This window comes from Dictyobacter aurantiacus, from assembly GCF_003967515.1.
In the GTDB taxonomy this organism is placed as follows: domain Bacteria; phylum Chloroflexota; class Ktedonobacteria; order Ktedonobacterales; family Ktedonobacteraceae; genus Dictyobacter; species Dictyobacter aurantiacus.
The window spans coordinates 566,527-588,307 of sequence record NZ_BIFQ01000001.1; the positions used below are offsets into that span (position 1 = coordinate 566,527).

The 21,781-nt window shown below is 54.0% G+C and carries 12 protein-coding genes; 8 read left to right on the forward strand and 4 right to left on the reverse strand.

All coding sequences use genetic code 11. The annotated features are described in order from the left end of the window. The first annotated feature begins 215 nt into the window (after positions 1 to 215). The 6 genes from KTT_RS02290 (at position 216) to KTT_RS02315 (ending at position 9,029) form a co-directional block, all read left to right on the forward strand. Entirely contained in the window at positions 216 to 2,075 is a 1,860-nt protein-coding gene (locus KTT_RS02290; RefSeq protein ID WP_126594448.1) for a glycoside hydrolase family 15 protein, read from the forward strand. Positions 2,076 to 2,774: 699 nt separating this feature from the next. Then, positions 2,775 to 4,637 (forward strand): translational GTPase TypA, encoded by a 1,863-nt coding sequence (typA, locus tag KTT_RS02295; protein ID WP_126594449.1) that lies wholly within the window; start codon positions 2,775 to 2,777, stop codon positions 4,635 to 4,637. A 621-nt stretch (positions 4,638 to 5,258) separates the two neighbouring features. After that, positions 5,259 to 5,522, forward strand: coding sequence for a glutaredoxin family protein (locus KTT_RS02300; RefSeq protein WP_160145589.1), 264 nt, complete (start codon positions 5,259 to 5,261; stop codon positions 5,520 to 5,522). A 25-nt stretch (positions 5,523 to 5,547) separates the two neighbouring features. Then, positions 5,548 to 6,162 carry a DUF2085 domain-containing protein gene (locus KTT_RS02305; protein ID WP_126594451.1) on the forward strand — a complete coding sequence of 205 codons (615 nt, stop codon included), beginning with the start codon at positions 5,548 to 5,550 and terminating at the stop codon, positions 6,160 to 6,162. Between the two features lie 261 nt (positions 6,163 to 6,423). Further along, a complete protein-coding gene (mtaB, locus tag KTT_RS02310) occupies positions 6,424 to 7,911 on the forward strand; it encodes a tRNA (N(6)-L-threonylcarbamoyladenosine(37)-C(2))-methylthiotransferase MtaB (RefSeq protein WP_126594452.1) in 1,488 nt (495 codons plus the stop codon). 5 nt (positions 7,912 to 7,916) lie between these two features. Next, on the forward strand, positions 7,917 to 9,029 hold the full coding sequence (locus KTT_RS02315) for a Vgb family protein (RefSeq protein ID WP_126594453.1): 1,113 nt from the start codon (positions 7,917 to 7,919) through the stop codon (positions 9,027 to 9,029). Positions 9,030 to 9,039: 10 nt separating this feature from the next. Here the strand turns inward: KTT_RS02315 and KTT_RS02320 are convergent, their stop codons facing one another. The 4 genes from KTT_RS02320 to KTT_RS02335 all read right to left on the reverse strand — a co-directional run bounded on the left by KTT_RS02320 (position 9,040) and on the right by KTT_RS02335 (position 17,330). Continuing rightward, a complete protein-coding gene (locus tag KTT_RS02320; protein WP_126594454.1) occupies positions 9,040 to 9,591 on the reverse strand; it encodes a nucleotidyltransferase domain-containing protein in 552 nt (183 codons plus the stop codon). A gap of 211 nt (positions 9,592 to 9,802) precedes the next feature. Next, a complete protein-coding gene (locus KTT_RS02325) occupies positions 9,803 to 11,830 on the reverse strand; it encodes a S9 family peptidase (RefSeq protein WP_160145590.1) in 2,028 nt (675 codons plus the stop codon). A 94-nt stretch (positions 11,831 to 11,924) separates the two neighbouring features. Further along, complete coding sequence (locus tag KTT_RS02330) at positions 11,925 to 12,752, reverse strand: hypothetical protein (RefSeq protein WP_126594456.1); 828 nt, start codon at positions 12,750 to 12,752, stop codon at positions 11,925 to 11,927. A gap of 501 nt (positions 12,753 to 13,253) precedes the next feature. Next, positions 13,254 to 17,330, reverse strand: a complete 4,077-nt coding sequence (locus KTT_RS02335; RefSeq protein ID WP_126594457.1) for a hypothetical protein — start codon at positions 17,328 to 17,330, stop codon at positions 13,254 to 13,256. Positions 17,331 to 18,216: 886 nt separating this feature from the next. Here KTT_RS02335 and KTT_RS02340 point away from each other — a divergent pair. After that, positions 18,217 to 19,965, forward strand: a complete 1,749-nt coding sequence (locus KTT_RS02340; protein ID WP_126594458.1) for an ABC transporter ATP-binding protein — start codon at positions 18,217 to 18,219, stop codon at positions 19,963 to 19,965. Continuing rightward, positions 19,962 to 21,737: an ABC transporter ATP-binding protein gene (locus tag KTT_RS02345; RefSeq protein ID WP_126594459.1), complete on the forward strand. Its 1,776-nt coding sequence runs from the start codon at positions 19,962 to 19,964 to the stop codon at positions 21,735 to 21,737. Before KTT_RS02340 ends, KTT_RS02345 begins: the two co-directional genes overlap by 4 nt. The last annotated feature ends 44 nt before the right edge of the window (positions 21,738 to 21,781 follow it).

Genomic DNA, 21,781 nt, shown 5'->3' on the forward strand with positions numbered 1-21,781 from the left:
TATTTATTAACCTTTGTTCCTCCATATCTACGATCCAGATTCAATAACGATAAAACTCAGCCATCGACGTTCTTTAATACATACGCTACCTGAATACATAAGGAGATATCAGGTTAAAACCCGATGCGCTCCTACACTATCAGCAAAGAACATCCATTAGATGGGTGTAGAACGTATCAAAAAAATAAGGATGTGTCTATCTATTTAAGGAAGCAATGATGCAAGAACAAACTACTTCTCGCCTGAACAACAAGACCTATCAGCCGATCGAGGATTACGGGGTTATCGGGGACCTGCATACGGTTGCGCTGGTGGGAAAAAATGGCGCGATCGATTGGTGCTGTATCCCACGCTTTGATGCGCCTAGCGTCTTTGGTGCCCTGCTCGATGTGAATAAAGGGGGTACCTTCCGCATCAGTCCAGCTTTCGATCAAACCACCAGCATGGGACGCCGACAGATGTACCTGCCCGAGACCAATATTCTGATCACGCGCTTCTTAACCGCCGATGGTGTGGGGGAGATTACGGACTTTATGCCTATCAAACAGCCCGGCTCAAAAGCCCTGCAACATCACATTATCCGTGAAGTCAGGGTGGTTCGTGGCTCTCTCCCCTTTGAAATGGTGTGTACGCCCGCCTTTAATTACGGACGCGATTCACACACACGGACCCTTTCGGAACATGGTGCTGTCTTCCATAGCGACTCGCTCAGCCTGGGACTGGCGTCTACGATCCCGCTTGAAGAGGATGAGGATGGGGGCGTACGTGCGAAGTTCACCCTGCATACCCATCAGCGGGCCTATTTTGTGCTTGAGAGCGCGCAGGATCATGATATAGAGCCGCAACCAATCACTTCCCGCCAGTATGAGCGTGCTTTTCAGGAAACGATGAACTACTGGCAGCGCTGGCTCTCGCAGTGTCAGTATCAAGGACGGTGGCGTGAGATGGTACAGCGCTCAGCCCTGGTGCTGAAGCTCCTCACCTATCAGCCGACGGGCGCGATCGTGGCAGCGGCCACCACCAGTCTGCCAGAAACGCTGGGAGGCGCACGCAACTGGGATTATCGCTATACCTGGCTGCGCGATGCCGCCTTCAGCATCTATAGCCTGCTGATTCTGGGCTTCTATCAGGAAGCAGAAGCGTTCATGGGCTGGCTAGACGCCCGTTGCCATGAGCTTAAAGACAATGGCTCGCTCCAACCAATGTACACCATCAATGGTGGGCACGATCTGCATGAGATCACACTAGATCACCTGGAAGGCTACCGTCAGAGTGCGCCGGTTCGCATCGGTAATGGCGCCTATAAGCAAAAGCAGTTGGACATCTATGGCGAACTATTAGACTCAATCTATATCTTTAATCGCCACCAGGATATCTCTTACGATCTCTGGCATAACCTGCGCCATCTGCTGAAGTGGCTAGGAGAGCACTGGCGTGAGCCAGACGAAGGGATCTGGGAGGTGCGTGGCGGCCAGCAACATTTTGTCCACTCGCGCGTCATGAGCTGGGTCGCCTTTGATCGCGCCATCCGTATCGCCCGCCATCGCGGCCTACCCGCTCCCATAGCCGAGTGGAGCGATATCAGTGCAAGCATCTATGAAGATGTCATGCAGAATGGATGGGATGAAAAGACCAGAAGCTTTGTTCAGTATTATGGCAGCAACGCCATCGATGCCAGTTCGCTACTCATGGTTCTGACCAAGTTCACCGGCCCGACCGATCCACGCATGCAGGACACTATTGACCGCATCAAGAAGGAGCTCACCAGCGACTCGCACGTCTACCGCTACAATCCTACTCATGCGGCGGCCGACGGATTGGGAAGTTATGAAGGAACCTTCAGCCCCTGTAGCTTCTGGCTGGCCGAGACGCTGGCCCGCTCTGGCCGCCTTGACGAGGCGCGACTGGTCCTGGAGAAGATGCTGACGTATTCCAATCATCTTGGACTCTACGCGGAAGAGATCGGCCCAACCGGTGAGGCGCTGGGCAACTTTCCCCAGGCCTTTACCCACCTTTCTCTGATCAGCACCTGCTACAATATGGACCGTGCCCTTAATGGTACTCTGCTGCGCTAACCACCTGCAAATGACAAAGATACGCGTGAGGCAAACATGGGTGGCGCCCTCTACGGGCGCCTTTCTCTTTTTGGTTTTGATATCGCCAGCAACAGGTCCGCTCGGGAGATAAAGAAAACCCGGGAATAGCCAATGTGATGGATTTGTTCTCATATTATGAGACAGATGAATGGAAGATAGAGTATGATTTACTTGCACACTCTCAAACAGGGTGTCAGCACCAGGGCACAGCCTCTACTCACGGCTGACATCACTGTTTTGATAACCCGATACATGTAGAAAAAGAGCAACGCAAGTAGTTTCCGCATAGGAATATACTAATCTGACAGGGTGTCAACTCGACAGAAACCCATTATTAGGATAAAATCTTACGGGAACTCAATGAAGTAAGATGCAATCTGCAAGGACGCATAATTACGAGAATGCGATTTCATGACTTGCGACATTCCGCGGCCACTACCTGGCTATGAGCGTTGACCCCAATGTTGTACTGCAACGACTCGGTCATGCAAGCGTACACAGAGAACTTGCGTTTCGTATGGACTTTATGAAGGCCATGCCTCTAAAAGCACTAAACGCTTCAAAGATTTTTTTAACGTTCGGCAGAAAAACAATTCGTAAATAGTTGTGTCCAGATGAGCGCATGCTGCAAAGCGTGTCGCCTGATCTGTTGTCACACGGAGGGATTAATACATTATTATGCAGGCTGAAACGGCTTTACAGGCGGACTCAAAATTGGTTAAACGAAATGATATTCGGAATGTCGCCATTATCGCCCACGTAGACCATGGAAAGACTACGCTGGTGGACGGATTGCTGAAACAGAGCCATATCTTCCGCGAAAATCAGCAGGTGGGCGAATTAATTATGGACTCAAACGATCAGGAGCGTGAGCGCGGCATCACCATCCTGGCGAAAAATACAGCCATCGACTACCGGGATATTAGAATCAATATTATCGACACACCGGGACACGCCGACTTCGGTGGTGAGGTGGAACGCGTATTAAATATGGCCGACGGCTGTATCCTGCTCGTTGACGCCGCTGAGGGTCCGATGCCTCAGACGCGCTTTGTGTTGCAGAAGGCGCTGGAACTTGATCTACAACCAATTGTGATCATTAACAAAATCGACCGCAAAGATGCACGCATCGATACGGTCATTGAAGAGACACAGGATCTCTTCCTGGAACTGGCGACCTCGGATAGCCACCTGGACTTCCCGATCCTATATGCGATCGGACGCGATGGCGTCGCTATGTATAAACCAGATGACGAGCGCAAGGACCTGCAGCCCTTGTTCGATACCATCGTGAAGACGGTACCCGCTCCTGAAGTTGCGATCGATGCTCCCTTCCAGATGCTGGTAACGGCCCTGGACTACGATGATTATAAGGGTAAATACGCTATCGGCCGTATCATTCGTGGACGGATCACGCCCAATACACAGATAGCGCGTATCAATCGCGAGGGCGAGGTTTCGCGCCAGAAGATCAACCTGGTTATGAGCTATAAAGGCCTGCAGCGCACCGAGGTTTCAGAAGCGATCGCGGGCGATATCGTTGCCCTGACAGGCATTGCCGATGCCAATATCGGTGAGACGCTGGCAGATATCGATCATCCCGAAGCTCTGCCTTCGATTGAGATCTCCGAGCCAACCTTGAAGATGACCTTTGGTGTCAACACCAGTCCATTCTCGGGTCGCGAAGGGAAGTTCTCAACATCACGGCAGTTGCGCTCCCGCCTCTATCGCGAGCTGGAGACCAACGTCAGCCTGCGTGTCGAGGATGGCAATACCCCTGACGAGTTTGTCGTCTCGGGCCGTGGCGAGCTGCACCTTTCGGTCCTGATCGAGACGATGCGCCGCGAAGGCTATGAGCTGCAAGTTTCCCGTCCAGAGGTCATCACACACGAAGATGAGAACGGCCACCTGACCGAGCCAGTCGAACATCTGGTTATCGATACCAAAGATACCTACATGGGCGTGTTAACCGAGGCGCTAGCCATTCGTAAGGCGCAGCTCACCAACATGACCAATGACGGCAGCGGCAACATTCGCATCGAGTACGACATTCCGACCCGTGGCTTGATCGGTTTCCGCAACGCCTTCCTGACCCTGACCAAAGGAAATGGCGCCATGAGCAGCCTGCTCAAAGGCTTCGTACCCTGGATGGGTAAGATCAACAGTGCTCGCATGGGCGCCCTGGTCGCGTCCGAGCTGGGAACCGCCGTTACCTACGGACTCAGCAACGCTCAAATGCGCGGCGATACCTTTATCGAGCCGGGTACACCGGTCTATGAAGGCATGATCGTCGGCCTCAATTCGCGTCCCGACGACCTGGTTGTCAACGTGTGTAAAGAGAAGCAGAAAACCAATATTCGCTCCTCTACATCAGATATCGCGGTGCGCCTGACGCCACCCATTCTGATGAGCCTGGAGCAATCGCTCGACTTCATCAACAACGATGAACTGGTCGAGGTAACACCAAAAAACATTCGGTTGCGCAAGCGCTACCTGACTCAGCACGAGCGCGCACGCATGCGCTCCCGTGAAAATGACTAGTCAGTCCAAATAGTCTGCTACTCTGGTGAAATAGTGCAAGGGGTGCGCGAATGCGCACCCCTTGCACTATTTCACCAGAGTAGCAGACTGGTTTTTATATTGGCGCAGCACCAATATAAAAAACCAGTTTAAATTGTCTTAAAAAATTGTCATTATTGAGCCGTTAAATCTGTCTATATATGTGTACTACTATTCCCGATAGTAATACTTATGACAGACTAGCGCCCGAAACACAGGAACGCCAACGTTCCTTTTCAACCGGTACAACGATAGTACAAAGAAATGGAGAGTTTTATTATGGCAAAATTCCTGCGTAAAGCGGCCCTTGTCCTGTCTATATGCCTATCAGGCTTATTGGCGCCCACAGTATGGACAGGATATAGTGCTCCTTCCCACGCCACTCAGTACACGCATAGCTCCCAGGCAGCATCCCAGCTCACCAGTATACATACTTCCGACGTGCCTAACGTCACCTGCCCGCCACCTCCTCGCGGCTGCTGGTAAAAAACAGGATGGTGCAGGAGGGATAGATAGTGACCTCTTGTACCATCCATTTGCACCCTTGCCTGCAAATTGTGTTATGATTGAAGCAATAAACACTGATAGATGGAGGCAGGGAGCGTGGAAGAACAGGGACCAAACCAGAGGCTGCCACAGGTCACGTTCTATACCAAAGCCGGTTGTCATCTCTGTGATGAGGCCCGCGAGATGCTGGATGAGATCGCGACTCAGGCTGAATACGACCTCACCGAGATCGATATTCGGCGCGATATGGATCTTTTCGAGCGTTATCGCTATCGCATTCCGGTGGTGATGATCGATGAAACCATTGTGGCAGAAGGTCGTATAGAATATAGTGATCTGGCAACAGCGTTTAACATATAATAGTATGACAAGGAAGTAGAGAGCTATGGCAACACAATCATTCAACCATAATCACCAGCCGGGGACCCCTCCCTCACAGCATGTGCTGCCAGGCCGATCGAAATCCACCTTTGAGCGCTGGATTGATCGTGGCGGTGATTTTTTAACCGAATACTGGGCGTTGATTATTACCATTGGTTTAGGGATACTGGTGGCGATCGCGATCGCGATCCCTTTCATGTCCTACCTGGGCCTGGATAGCATCGCCAAACCGCTCTTCTTTTCCTTACACTACGTCTGCGCCCAGATTCCGTCGCACTCGATCTACATCTTTGGGCATCAGCTGGGCCTCTGTGAACGCAACTTCTCCATCTATACCTCTATGTTTCTGACCAGCCTGGTTTTTGTGTTGAGCAAGAAACGGATGCCTGGCATCCCCTGGTGGCTGTGGATCCTGATGCTGCTCCCAATGGCCTGGGATGGCACGACGCAGATGTTTGGCTGGCGCGAAAGCGATTGGATACTGCGGGTGATTACCGGTACCCTCTTCGGCGTTGGCAACATCTGGTTCGCCCTGCCCTTAATGCAAAAAAGCCTGACTGAAGCCATCCTGCCACCCCACGTAAAAGCAACACCACGCCAAGCACCCTCCCACCTGTAAACAAGTTAAGGGGTGCAGAGCGAGCATGCCGGGGGCATGCTAAACTCCCTGCCGGGGTGTGGGCGAACATGCTGGGAGCATGTTCAAGTCCCCACAAAACTTCTTTTTCTCTTTTTACGCGCCGCCGAAGGCGGCAATAAAAATTGGCTGGTAGCCAAACTATAGCGGAATGCGCTATAATCAAGCGGTTAGCAGAATTACCATCATACCATGAGAGCCAGCAAGGCCCCTATGTAAGAGCCAGAAACAAGTAGAGAGAGTATGTCCGAAAATTTAGCACAGCAGGAAACAACCTTTGCCGTAACCACCCTGGGCTGCAAAGTCAATCAAGCCGATAGCGAGGCCATCAGCGACCAGATGGACGCGGCCGGCTTCAAGCAGCGCGACTTTGAGGAGCCCGCAGATGTCTATATCGTCAATACCTGTACCGTGACGCACCTGGGAGATCGCAGCTCGCGCCAGCTGATCGCGCAGGCCCATCGCCGTCATCCCGACGCGCTGCTGGTGGTCACCGGTTGCTATGCCCAGTTGAATCCGCAGGCCGTCTCTGCCCTGCCTGGCGTCGACCTGGTGATCGGAAATACAGAAAAAGAGGGGCTGGTCTCGACTATCCGCGAACGCTTACTGCACCTGGAATCTATAGATGAAGAGGCGCAGACCGCAGGCATGAACAACGAAGCAGCGGCGACACAACCGAAGCGTTCGCTCCCCGTACTGCCTCTCGATACCCAGCATATCGGCAGTGATAACGCACTGACCTTCCGGATCCAGGAAGATGAACCGCAACCCGAAAATCCATCCCGCCTGACACCGTTTACGGACAATGTACAGACCAGCGAGCTGGCCAATAATCGTCTGTTCTCACGTACCCGCGTGCAGATGAAGGTACAGGATGGCTGTGATAATCGCTGCACCTACTGCATCGTGCCATACGTACGCGGTGGGTCGCGCAGTCGCAGCATCGCCTCGGTGGTTGAAAACGTGCAGCGCAAGGCGCGCGCCGGCTTTCAGGAAATCGTGCTCACCGGTATCCACCTGGGTGATTACCATCCCGACCAGGATGAGAAGCTGGACCTGGGCGATCTGATCGCAGCCTTGCTGCGTGACACGGATATGCCGCGCATCCGCGTCTCATCATTGGAACCTGAAGATTTTCAGCTGGAGTGGTTGGAGATGTGGGCCGATCCGCGCATGTGCCGCCACCTGCACCTGCCGATGCAGAGTGGTTCAGACGCCATCCTGCGCCGCATGGCCCGACGCTACAATAGTGAACGCTACCGTACCATCATCACCACGGCCAAAAAGCTGGTCCCCGGCATCGCCATCAGCACAGATATTATCACAGGCTTTCCCGGCGAGGCCGACGAGGATTTCGAGCTGACCTATCAACTGGCAAAAGAGTTGGAGTTCGCCAAGTCACACGTCTTCCGCTTCTCACCACGCCAGGGTACCCCGGCAGCCCGCATGCGTGGTCAGATTAAAGATGTGGTGAAAAAGGCTCGCAGCCAGCGTCTGCTGGAATTGAACGATGAGCATAGCCGTCTGTTCCGCCAGCAGGCGCTCAACCAGACCGTTCCGGTGCTGATCGAACAGTTCAAGCATGGCAAGTGGGAGGGTCTGACCGACAACTATATCCGCGTCGAGGTCAACGACCTGCCTGAAAATCCCGCCGGCTGGCAGCATACCGTGGTCCAGGCTCGCCTCAATCACCTGGTCGACGATGGCGTCCACGGCACCTACATCCAATAACACAGATGACATCTATACACAAACGCCTGCCAGCCTGGAGCCTGGCTCTACTGGTAGGCATCTTACTACTCATCAGCGCGTGCAGTGATATGCCAGTCGGCCAGACTGGCGATCAGGCGCACGCACAAACCAGGCATGTGCAGGGGACCTTTAGTGAGTATCCACTGCCACAGGATAAAAGCGGAATCATGCGTCCTGCGATAGATAGCCATGGCCGCGTCTGGTTTGGCGAGATGGGCCAGAACTATCTGGCCTCATTTGACCCCCGCAGCAAGACCTTTGAGCAGTTCACGCCTCCCCATGGGCAGGCTGGTATCATGGGAGTCATTGTGGCACCCGACAACACGGTCTGGTATGCCGAGCAGTACGCCAACTACATCGGCCATTATAACCCTATCAATAAGCACTTTGATATCTATACGCTGCCCACGGTGACCAAACCAGATCCCACCAGCAACAAGCAGATGCTCAAGCTGCCAGTCGCGCCCAACGAATTATTGCTGGATCGACAGGGGAACATCTGGTTCACCGAGATGAACGCGGATGCCATCGGTAAGCTCAATATCAAGACCGGTACGTTCAGCCACTACCCGCTATCCAATCCCAGAACCGTACAGAAGCTCAGCCCCTATGGTATCACACAGGACAGGCAGGGAAAGATCTGGTTCACCAACTCGGGGACCAATACGATCGGAAGTCTTGATCCAGTCAGCGGTACCCTGCGCTTTTATACCCCACCTACGCCAGCGGGGCAGGATCCTTTTTCATTGATGGAGATCACGAGCGATCCCTCGGGCATGCTCTGGATCAGTACGTTTAACACCAATAAATTAATCCTCTTCGATCCAAACAGGGAGAGCTTTACTACATACACCGCCCCGGGCTCCGGTCGCGGCATTCCGGGCATCTATGGCCTGCTGGTCACTTCCTCAAACGGTATCTGGGCTACCGTCTCGGCCTCCAACTCTATCGTCCACTTTAATGTTAGAACAAAGACGTTCGATTATTACCCCATCCCCAGCCCGAACTGCACCCCTCTGGGTATCAGCCAGGCGCCAGATAAAAGCATCTGGTTTACCGAGTCGGCCACCAACCAGCTAGGCGCCCTCAAACCCTGAGCTCCCTCTCTTAACCTTCTTTGTGGACGAATCTCTCGTACTCAGCGGGCAGGGCAAAACCAAAGTGTTCGCAGAGGACACACACATCGTGATAATCGTTCTCATCCAGTTCATAGCCTGAATGAAACTTGAGCATCCACTCGGGCGAGATGCACTTCACCGCATAGCCCTGTATCGTTCCACGACCGGTCAGGGAATCGGGCGGATATTCAACGCCGAACACCAGCCGGCCCTGCTCATCAAATGTATAAGAATGGAAATCAACCTCGTGCCCCTGCTCATCGCCCATCACAAAGTTACAGTCACGCGTATCATCGCGGAGCACGTCTCTATAGCCATGGGCCTCAAGCAGGGAGCGCAGCGCGGGCACATCCTTATGCTGCAACGCGATATCCAGATCTTCATGCGGACGCGTCTGCTTTCCCACCAGGGCATCGACGCCCCATCCACCATCGACAAAGATCTCGATACCATGCTGCTCACAAAGCTGCAGAAACCACACAACAGCATCTCCATCCATCTCCCGGCGGTCTTTTTGCTCAAAACTTCCAGGACGTTCCATAGGCCTTGTACCTCATCATAAACTACATTGAAGATATATCTGAAACCTGGATTGCGCCTGCGGTGCGCACAATTTATTTATGAGGAGTTGGAACAATACAGTATGTGGATGCTTGAGCATTCGCATACTGTATTGTTCCAACTCCTCATAAAAGGCAGCCGCGTATGCGGCTACACAAGTGGGAGCGATCAATCTCCCATTGACGATGAAGTCAGGCCAGGTAGGTGGCGAACCAGTCCAGGATGTGCTGCAGGCGCACCTGCCGCAGTTTGGGATGACCGCCACGTGAGAGTCCATGGCTCTGTCCTTCGAAGCGCACAAACTTTACATCACGGCCCAGCCATTTGAGGGCCGCGAATAGCTGCTCGGCCTGCTCAATGTTACAGCGCAGGTCCTGCTCACTATGAATAATAAGCAGGGGCGTGTGAATATTCTGAACGTAGGAGATAGGGGACATGTGCATGTAGCTTTCCAGGCTCTCCCACGGTGTCGTACTCAGAACGTCGCTGGCGAGATCCCAGCCGATGTCGCTGGTCCCAAACATAGTAGCCATGTTGCTGACACAGCGATCGGTAATGGCGACTTTGAAGCGATCGTAGTGACCAACCAGCCAGTTTGTCATAAATCCACCATAGCTGCCACCGGTAACCGCCAGGCGCTGCTCATCGATATAGCCCCGCTTGATTACCTCCTCCATGCCCATCATAATGTCGATAGAATCTTTCTCACCCCAGGCATTACGCACGGCATCGGCGAAGTCATAGCCATAGCCCAGACTGCCACGTGGGTTACAGTAGAACACCACGTACCCCTGCGCAGCTAATAGCTGCATTTCGTGGAAAAAGCCATAACCGTAACCTGTATTGGGCCCACCATGAATCTCAACCACCAGTGGATATTTATGGGCGGGCTCAAAGTTCTGTGGCTTGAGAATCCAGCCCTCGATCTCCCAACCATCGGCGCCGGTATAGATGATGCGCTCCGGGTGTGCCAGAAAGATCTCATCGAGCAAGGCATCATTGGCGTGCGAGACACGCTGCAGCTCGGCCTGTGGAGCCAGTGAGCGTACAAAAATCTCCTGTGGCAGCGTGGTTCCGCCAACCAGTAAGGCCAGCCTTTGTGAAGCGGCATCTATGCTGAGATCGCGTACATGTACCTCGCCCGGGGTTAGTACAGGCGGATCGGTATTCTCGCCCTGGCTGGAAAGGGCAAAGACCTGAGAGGCGCCCCGGTACGTGGCGACTGCGTAGAGCGTCTGCCCGTCCGCGGACCAGGCTGGCGCGGGAGCCAGGTGCTCATCACCAACATCAGAGTTGGTCCAATCAGCAAACGCCCCGACAAAGTCGCTAGAAAGGCAGGTGGGGACCGTATCTTGCGCATCGGCGGCAATGCGATACATGCGCAGTTGACCAGCGGCATGCACCTTTGGAGCGGCCAGGAAGGCCAGTTGCTGTCCATCTGGTGACCAGGAGGGCGAGGAGCAGCCCAGTTTACCATCGGTAAGGCGCCGCGGTTCAGAGCTCTGCAGGTCCAACACATAGACATCATCACCAGGGAACTGCCAGCGGTCCTCGTTGTGATTGGAGGTAAAAGCGATGCGTGTCCCATCGGGCGACCAGACAGCTTCGCTATCATCCCAATCCCCATCCGTCAACTGGCGCGGCTCACCACCGGTGCGATCAACTAAAAACAGATGGGAACGCCGCTCGTTGATAAAGCCCACTCCATCCAGGCGATACCAGAGACGATCAATTACGCGTACCTTTGGCAGGGGCTTCCCCTCGGCCGTCTCTTCATCAGCCGGTCCGACCAGAGCATTAAATGTCAATTGCTGGCTGTCAGGGGACCAGGCCGGGGAGGCTGCACCGTGCTGCATATACGTTACCTGCCGGGCTTCACCACCATCGGTGGGCATAACCCAGATCTGTGGCTTCCCTTTCCCCTGCGTCTTCTGCACGGAGAGATCACTACTATATCCTTCACCCGCGCGCTCCGAGACAAACGCCAGCCAGAGGCCATCCGGCGACCAGCTGGGACTATGAGCATTGGCGGGACCGCTCGTGAAGCGTCGTGCCTGCTGATCCTGCAGTGAAGCAATCCAGATCTCAGAATGATACTCATGCTTCTGCTCATCGATGGTCGTTTGCACATAGGCGATTCGCTGCCCATCCGGTGAGATGCGTGGCCGGCTCACAAACTTTAACTGATACAGATCATCAATCGTAATGGATCGTCCCATAACATCAATCCTCTTCCTTAAAAAATTGAAACCCATGGTAATATATACGCTTGCATTCAGCATATTACCACGGGTTTTAAAGCATCTGAGAAAATTACCGGCGACGGCGGCTGCGGCGATCGCGCTCTAGAGCGATATCGAGAGTCTCGTGCAGTCGCTCAAAGTCATCAACATCAAGCTGCAACTCGATAGCAGGCAGATCTTCGGGGCGGCCACGACCCTCCTCGAACAATTGCAGAACCATTACCAGTTCAACCTCGTCCAGGCTCAATAAACCTTCGTCCGTTGGCAGGTCAAGTGGATTTTCGGCCTCTTCGTCCTCGTCGGTCTCCTCTGAAGTATCCGCGCGTGGAATGAACTCGATGTTGGTGCGGGCACATTTCAGCCGTCCGGTAATCTTTAATGCGTCTGTTGACATCTCCTCAGCCAGTTCGCGCACCACTTCCATCATCTGGACGAACGCGTCCTGTAGCTGCTCCAGAGCATCTTCATCACTATCGGCGTCCATCTCTGAAGCCAGTTCGTTATGACCCTGGCTACTGCTAGCCTCTGGAAGGCGCTGGCGCGCCAGTTCATTAAGCTGCTTTAAAGCCTGGGCAAAAGCCGGCGAGAATGAGGTCCCATCTCGTTCAGCTGACCGATTGCCCTCTTCATGCCCACCCTCATCGTAGCTGCGCAAAGGCTGCTCATCCTCCTCCTCATCGTCATCGTTGTTCCCCGCATTCAAGCCAAGAGCTGCCTCAATCATGAGAATCTGCTGATGGAGCTGCTCTGCTACTTCACGGGGGAAGTAAGAAATAACACGTGCCTGACGTGATGCTGCCAGTAATTGAAACTGGGGCCAGTCCCGGTACCGTTCTCGACCACGCAGATAGCGAACTTCGACCACACCCAGCGTGTCCAGCCGCAGCGAAATTTCCATGACTCCCTCCTCATAAACCGAACGAACCGGCTATTGAATCCATTTGAAATACTACCATCCCGCACCGCCCTATCTCACATGCACGTGTTACACATGCTCAAGACAAGACCGAAGTGCCTGTATCAGTCAAAATTCAACGACCGTTTATACTACACCACCACCTGCATATATGAAATACTCTTATGCTCTTTTGCTCTGCACTCTTGAACCTGAAATAATCCTCTTTTCACAGCACTTTCCACTGCTGGCAAGCGGGTCTGGTAAAGAGCAAAAAAGGTGATAGATAGGCAGATGCAATTTGGATATAGCCTGCTTCAGAATATACGTCACCATCATATCACAATGGTGAAGATTTAAGATAATTCTGCTCACCAGTTTCCCCTCACCGATTCCTATCGGGAGGTGTAAGTGCCCCCTCACAGGTATCCGTGCACGTTTTGAGCTGGTGCATCGGGTGCGGCAATGCCGCACCCGATGCACCAGCTCAAAACCATGTTCTCTTTATTCAGCACTGGCCCAGAAGGTGGCCAGGCGAGGACGAACAAGCAGCAACATGGTGGCCAGGATGACTAGCAGAATGCCTAACAGGAAGAGCGCGAGAAAGGTGGGAAGACCCAGTGAGGGTAGGAAGAGCACGTGGATCGCGGTCACGATCACCAGCGCCGCCGAACTGAGGACAAAGAAGCGAATGCGAGTAATAAACCCTGACAATAACAGGACAATGGATTCACCGGCCAGCAACAGCGAGGGTCCCACATTGGCACGCTGGAAACTAAGCCAGAGTGTCGGTCCTAGCAGGAGTATGGCACCAGACACCGAACAGAACTGCCCAAGGGCCTGGTGGTGCTGAATGCGGCCATCACGGCCGATAAACGGCGCAATAACAATAAGATACACGGCCGGCGTGGTGCAGAGGATAGTGAGTTCCGTCTGCCCCAGCGTATGCAGTTCCCAGCTCACAACTAGAGAACAGAGAAACCCTGCAATATAGCGCGGTAGCCTCTGACGCGACTGATCGGGCTGCAACTGACCCCACCATAAGATCAGGCCTGCTAATACAGCCAGCGAAGCAGCAGCAATATGCGAGGACTGTCCATCATTTACCGATAACACAAAGCTGCAGCATACCACCAGCATCTGACCAATAAGCGCCACTCCGCTAGCCAGCAGATCTACCGCAACGATCGAGTAGCGCGGCGTGAAGAGCCGCCAGCCAAACTGAGACCCAAACACCAGGCAGAAGAGCAGGCACAACAGCCCCAGTTGATTCCACTGTCCGATGCTCGCATGCAGAATGGTCCAGGCAGCCAGCACAGTAGCCAGAATTATCAGCTCAGGCACACGCTCTATCAACATGATCATTACCGCCAGTGCTGTAAACATACCCAGCGTCAACAGGAGCCATGACAGGGGAATCACCGATCCCTGCAGCTCACACCAGACACAGGTACTCACCATGCTCCCCAGGGCGATCACGTACCAGATCCAGCCCCAGGCTTGCAACGCAGGGCTAGCAGAAAGCTTTAGTACGCGCAGGGCAACAATCCCCGATACAGTGCATATCAACACACTGCCAACCAGCGCCAACAGGACCAGTTGTGTCTGCATCTGACAACCGACGGGACCGATACCAGACAATACAACGATAGATGAACAGACAATGATCGAGGGTAACAGCAGGATTCCCCAGAATGCCAGCAAGGCGACTAACCAGAGTCCATGTTCCTGCCGCTCAAGCAAAGAGATGCCGTACGCGGCCAAAGCGAAGACAAACAGGAGCAACGGCACCGCGGCATAAAAAGGTGCATTGACCCCGTGGAGGGTGCCCTGTACTCCGGTCAACAGGGCCCCGAAGAGGGCGGTGGCATAGACTGGCAACACATAGCGGATCTGCAAGACACGCTGATTCCCCGTCGCCTCTTCACTCCCAGGGCGCATATAGCGAATGCCCAGGCCGACACCCGCGAAAGCCAGTGTCAGCAGAGGAGGACGATACAGATCTCCTGCCTGTCCGGCCGCGTAAACGGCCCAACAAGCCAGAGCAGCAAAAATCCAGAGTAGGGCCAGTTGCACCCATTCATTGCGTTCAACGACTCCGGCCAGGTATAATAACGCCGCGAAGCCGAGCAGGATCCATGATGCCGCCTGGCTCCAGCCCTGCATCCCTCCCTGTATCTCCATCATCAGGGCCGTACTGATAGCTACAATATACCAGGGGAACGCCCACTTTAAGCTGAATACGCGACTGATCATGACCGCCAGCAGCAAAGCGCCGATCGCGACCCCGGCCAGCCACCAGAATTGATTGCTGGGAATCGATACACTCAACGCAGCGAAAACGGTTGCCACAACCAGTCTCCGGGCGTCATGATTGATAATGGCAGCCGCATACCAGGCTAGCGCCAGCAGGGCTATTTCGATACTCAGTAAAGCGGGAAGCGATATCCAGCAGGACAGCGCATGCCGGGGTGTAGCGTACTCATGGAAAGCAAAGGCAACGCTATACAGAAGTCCCATCACATACAAGGGCCACGTGCGATTCATCAGGAGCGTACCATTCGCCCGCACCGATCGGTGCAACTTCTCCCAACGCGCACAGCTAGCTGCCAGCATGGGCATCGACAACGCCAGACCGAAAAACGGGAGTGGTTGATCGACCAGGGCGAACAGTGAGGTGATCGCCAATACTACCGGCAAGACCAGCCAGTTATCTAACTTCATGTACAGAACCAGAATATAAGAAGCGAAGATATACAGCAGCAGGAACAGGACTACGCTTCCAGAGGGGAGTCTGAAACACAAAAACAGGGATTCACAGGCGATCCAGAGAGACAGGGCCGCCACTGGATACGACCAGGCGGCACTCACCCGGCTATGGATAAAGGCCGCCAGCACTGCCCACGCAATGGCCAGGACGCACAGGCCCCAGATCAGCGGGCTATTGGTCCAGAGCAGGATCTGTATCTGCACAACATGCAGCAACAGACCAGACAATAGGAGTAGCCAGCACCAGCGAGCGACACCACGGCCCGGTATCTTGTGCCATCCCGCATGATTTATAAGTACTCCAAAGAGTGCGGCGCTGCCGATCGCGACGCAGCACAGTTTAATCGGGAGCCAGGCATCAACGGCAAAGGTTGAAAACCTGGCGCCACCATATGACATCCCATACGCCCGGGTGAACATCTGGACCGGTAAACCGGGATCGCTATTATATGCCGTCAACGCTACCAGCAGCACAACCAGGATCTCAAGCTGCAGGTTCATCGCTTTTATGGGCCAGGAGCGTCGCGCACTTACGCGTGCTATCCACCAGTAGAGCACGGCCACCAGGGTCATGGTCAGCACATACCCCATCGTCGTCGCCAGGCCAGCGAAGAGGAGCGAGAAAACAAATGCCAGGAAGAGGTAAGGCAGCAGACGAGCCACATCATAGCGTTTCGATCGCCAGGTAAACAGACCGGTCCAGCTCAACACAAGCAAGGCGTACAGCGCGATCGATAGGCGGCCTTCAAGCTCTACCACGTTATAAACATCCTGGTGAAGCATGACCATCATACTATCGAGCAGTACACCCGTGATAAGCGTCCCGAACACAGCGCTATACATGAGGGCGAGTCCAGGCAGGCGCAGGATCTCCCACTGCTCGTTACTCAACTTTGAGCTTCCGGGACCGGGAATGAAGTAGAGCATGGGAAACGCCAGCAGCATAAAAGCGCAGGGCCACCACCAGAGGCTCAGTTGTAGCGCCGAAGCGACCGCCAGATCGGTAATGGCCAGCGCTACCGCCGCCAGGTATCCAAATGGCTTGAAGCGCTGATAGATGGCCAGCGAACTATAGGCCAGCGTGGCGTAGGTAGCCGAGATCGCAACCAGCGTCGCTGACGATAGCTGCCCATGGCTGACCAACCGATAAAATGAAAAGCCAAGCAGGGGAATCTGTAGCGCAAAGATGGCTGTATAGATAATAGCCACTGTACGCACACGAGGGAAACGGAACGCGATGGCACCGGTAGCTCCGAAAAAGATGTGGACGCCCAGGAGAACCAGGAACGCCAGCAACAGATCGGAGGTGGTAGCAATAAAGCTCAACGAGCCCACCAGGATCAGAAAAGCACCCAGAGAGGCCACGATATTAATCGATTGGTCCGCGAAAAACGAATGCAAAGAAAAGGTCGGTTGCGGCGCAATAGGCGCAGGAGACTGTACAGGTTGGACAGTAGATGGGGCCTGTAGCGGTGCTGCAGGCACGGCCAGACGCTTCTCCTCCACCGGACGTGTAGACGGTGAAACAGATTGAGGATGGGTCAAAGCAGCAGTAGCGGCAGGTTGCTCCTGCCGGACCTGGGACTCAAGTGCCACCAGATAGTCAAGGCGGCGCTCATAGCGGCTTATAAGGTCGGAAACCGTAATCTTCGCGCCACCATGGATGGCGACACGCGCCAGTTCGCCGATCGCCCTGCTCAGGAACGCCTTCTCCTTCACGAGTTCCATCGGATAGCCGCAACGCAAACACTCGCGTTCGCTCCCTGAACCTGGCGACCCGCAACAATCACAGCGGGAAGCATGCAGGTGCATATCTATACTCCTCAAAAAGCCATCAGGTATTTTCATACATCGATACAATAAAGACAATGAATGCGAAAGATGATAATTTCAGTGTACTGTGCTCAGCTCATACTCAGCAGTGTCATATGTCCCATTTGCATAAGCAGGTGCCTCATGCCCATTGGCATGGGACTAACGCAGCGCCCCCGCTCGGGCGGCCGCTACGCGGCCGCCCTGGTTTTTAGTAGTTGGGACCACACAACGAGTGGGTGCTGATGCACCCACCCGTTGTGTGGTCCCAACTACTAAAAACCGAATAAGCACCGTAGGTGCGTAGTGTCAGGGACCAAAGGTTTGCATAAGCAGTTGCCTCATCCTCATTGATATAGGGGCCAACGAGGCTCCCTGGTTTTATATACAGGCTGGAACAAAAAAGGCGCGTTTGACGCGCCTTTTTTGTTCCAGCCTGTATATAAAACTTTTGAGCACCGTAGGTGCGTAGTATCAAGGGCCGAAGGCGCGAAACCTACACTTAAAAGAAAAAACACTGAAGTGATACATTTTTTTCTTGACAAAGCACAATAAATCGGTTAAGCTTTGTCTGCTTAGAAAAGATTGATATACATAGAGGGAGTAACACTGTGGTGAACATACAAGGGCTCGGCTTCCATAATCGTGCCGGTAGGCTGCTTGTGGCCCACAGTCGTACTCTGCCCATTTTCGCGGAAACCTTGGGGTAGCTATCCCTCTTTCTCGCTCATTCACACGACTGTGGACCCCCGGAAAAGTCCACGGTTTTTTGTTGTCCGCATTTCCACCTCATATATACATCTAATCGCCAGGACAGTTCCGGCCCACCGTTTTTGTAGCCAATCATGAGATCATCCGTTGTTGCCTGTTCAGGAAAGGAGTCCTTATGCGCATCCCGCTCAAAGACTACCGGGAGCTCTTATGGCGTTATCTGGCCCCTCAGCGCATACGCGTCTTGTTGCTCGGACTACTGCTCTGCGCTGATATAGCCTTGCAATTGATCAATCCGCAGTTTTTGCGTACCTTTATCGATACCATCACGTCCAGTGGACTGCAACCAGTATTGCTCGGGTTAGCGATCCTCTTTATTATAGTAGCGCTGGTGCAACAGCTGGTGACCATCGCCGCCACCTATATCAGCGAGCGGTTGGCATGGACCGCCACCAATGCGTTGCGCGCCGATCTGGCCCTGCACCTCGTCCGCATGGATATGTCCTTTCATAAGGTACATACACCGGGTGAGTTGATCGAGCGCGTCGACGGCGATGTGACGAATATGGCCAACTTCTTCTCACAATTTGTGATCAAGATCCTGGGCGGACTACTGCTCTTGCTGGGTATCCTGGTCATCCTCTGGTATACCGAGTGGCACGTCGGGCTGGCGCTGAGTGTCTTCGCCATCATCGCGCTGGTCGCCATTAATGCCGCACGCGGTATCGCTATTAAACCCTGGAAAGCCTTTCGACAGACGAGCGCGGAACTGTTTGGTTTTTTGGAGGAGCGCCTGCGCGGCACCGAGGATATCCGCTCCAGCGGAGCACAGCCGTATATTATGCGCCGCCTATTCATGCTTACACGCGAGCGCCTCAGAACAGGCAGACGGGCACGTATCCTCTCATCCATTCCCTGGAGCATGCCCGTCCTCTTCTTTGCCACGGCCTATATGATCGCATTCTCATTGATTGCCTGGCTCTATGGCTCACATAGCATCAGCATAGGCGTGGCCTTCCTGATCTATTACTATACCCAGCAGCTCTCGCAACCTATCATGATGATCTCAAATCAGCTCGACGATTTTCAGAAGGCCAGCGCGGGCATTGTACGTGTACAGGAATTGATGGGAACACATAGCCAGTTGATCGATGGCGAAGGTATCCCCTTACCAGAGGGTCCGTTGAGCGTAGATTTTAAGCAGGTTGACTTCGGTTATGGTGAAGAGGAGATGGTGCTACAAGATGTCTCGTTTCATCTTAAACCTGGTGAGGTACTCGGACTCCTCGGGCGCACAGGCAGCGGTAAAACGACGATTACACGCCTGCTCTTTCGTCTTTATGATCCAGCAGCCGGTAAGATTGAGTTGGGAGGGGTCGATGTTGCTCAGACGCACCTGTCCGATCTACGCCGCCATATCGGAATCGTCACCCAGGATGTGCAGTTGTTTCATGCTACGGTACGCGATAATCTGACCCTCTTCGATAACAGTATTGATGATGTCCATATCGAGCGGGCACTACGGCGGTTGGGTCTGACTGATTGGTTTCATAAGCTGGCGGATGGACTGGATACCATGCTGGCGGCCAATGGGGGCGGACTCTCAGCGGGCGAGGCCCAGCTATTAGCCTTCACGCGAGTCTTCTTGCACAATCCAGGTCTGATCATCCTGGATGAGGCCTCATCCCGCCTGGACCCGGCGACTGAACAGCTCATTGAGCGGGCCGTCGATACCCTGCTCAGCGGTCGCACCGGCATCATCATCGCCCATCGCCTGGGAACAGTCAGAAGGGCCGATACCATCTTGATTATGGACTCCGGGCGTATCGCAGAATACGGGGAGCGGGAGGCGCTACAGGCGGATTCCCATTCTCAATTCGCGCGATTGCTGCTCACCGCACATGAAGCAGAGGTGCTGGCATGAAAACGTGGAAATTCTTCGCGAGCCTGGTTCGCTTTCAGCCCTGGAATTATACCTTCAATTGCCTGGCTATTGTCACAGTCCTGCTGGCCGAAATGATTCCAGGCCTGGTAGGGCAACAATTTTTTGATCGTCTGACGGCACGTCCGGCCGTGAATATCGAGCTCTGGTGGCTGATCGCGCTATTGCTGTTTGCCGCCCTGGGTCGCATTGCCGGCCTTGTCTGCTGCCAGATCACCAATTCGCCGTTCATCCTTTGCAATACAGCCCTGTTGCAGAAAAACATCCTGGCACGCATCCTACAGTTGCCGGGGGCATATGCCCTGCCCGCCTCATCCGGCGAAGCAATCAGCCGCCTGCGCGATGACGTAGACGAGAACTCCGTCTTCTTGATGGCCTTTAATGATTTGATCGCCTTCACCGTTTTTTCACTGGTCGCCATGATCGTTATGCTGCGCATTAACGTCGTCATCACCCTGACCATCTTTTTACCGCTGGTCATGATCACCGCGATAGTTAATATCGCCAGTATGCAGATCAAAAAGCGGCGCGGCGAAAATCGCAAGGCGACGGGCGATGTAACCGGATTCTTAGGGGAAATGTTTGGGGCCGTACAGGCCATTCAGGTCGCCAATGCCGAGGAGCAGACAATTCAGCACTTTCGCCAGCTCAATAAAAAGCGCATGGACATGACCGTACGCGACCGCATCTTTGACCAGGTCTTACAATCATTCTTCGCCAATACTGTGAGCCTGGGGACCGGCATGATCCTGCTGCTGGCTGGTCAATCGATGCATGCGGGTACATTCACCATTGGTGACTTTGCCCTCTTCACCTACTATCTGGGCTGGATTACCGAGTTCACCACCCAGTTTGGTCTCGTGCTGACACGCTACCGCCAGGCGGGTGTTTCGGTGGAACGCATGCTCACCTTGCTCAAAGGGGCACCTGCCCATACACTCGTCCAACCGGGTCCGATCTATACCAAAGGTCCATTTCCAGAGGTACCCGAACTTCCCAAAATTGGGACCGACCAGCTACACATTTTGGAAACCAGAGACCTGACCTATCATCACGCGGGAAGTGGCGCGGGTATAGAACAGGTCAACCTGCAATTGGAGCAGGGGACGTTTACGGTCATTACCGGGCGTATCGGCTCAGGGAAAACAACCTTACTGCAGACGTTGCTGGGTCTCTTGCCGAGGGAGCGAGGAGACATTTACTGGAATGGTCAGTTGATCATGGACCCGTCCGCCTTTTTTGTTCCTCCACGGAGCGCCTATACTTCACAGGTCCCCCAGCTTTTCAGTGATAGCCTGCGAGATAACATTCTGCTGGGGCTACCAGAAGATGAACAGGCGCTGCAGAAGGCCTTACACCTGGCGGTCCTGGCGCCCGATATCGCCGAGATGGACAAAGGGCTGGACACACTGGTCGGACCCAAAGGGGTACGGCTCTCAGGCGGCCAGATCCAGCGCTCGGCCGCCGCCCGTATGTTTGTACGACCAGCCAGCTTGCTGGTGGTGGATGACCTTTCCAGCGCCCTCGATGTCGAGACCGAAGCGCTCCTCTGGCAACGCATTTTTGCGAGTCCCGAACATACAGTCCTGGCGGTTTCTCATCGACGAGCCGCGCTACGCCGGGCCGATCAGATTATTGTTTTGAAAAACGGCAAAATCGAGGCCCGGGGCAAACTTGATGAGCTCCTGACCAGTTGCAGCGAAATGCGCCATCTCTGGCACGGTCAACACAGTCTCCAGTCGAGCACGGATTAACACGGTTCAGCACAAGCGACAGATACGCATTTGACATTTTAACC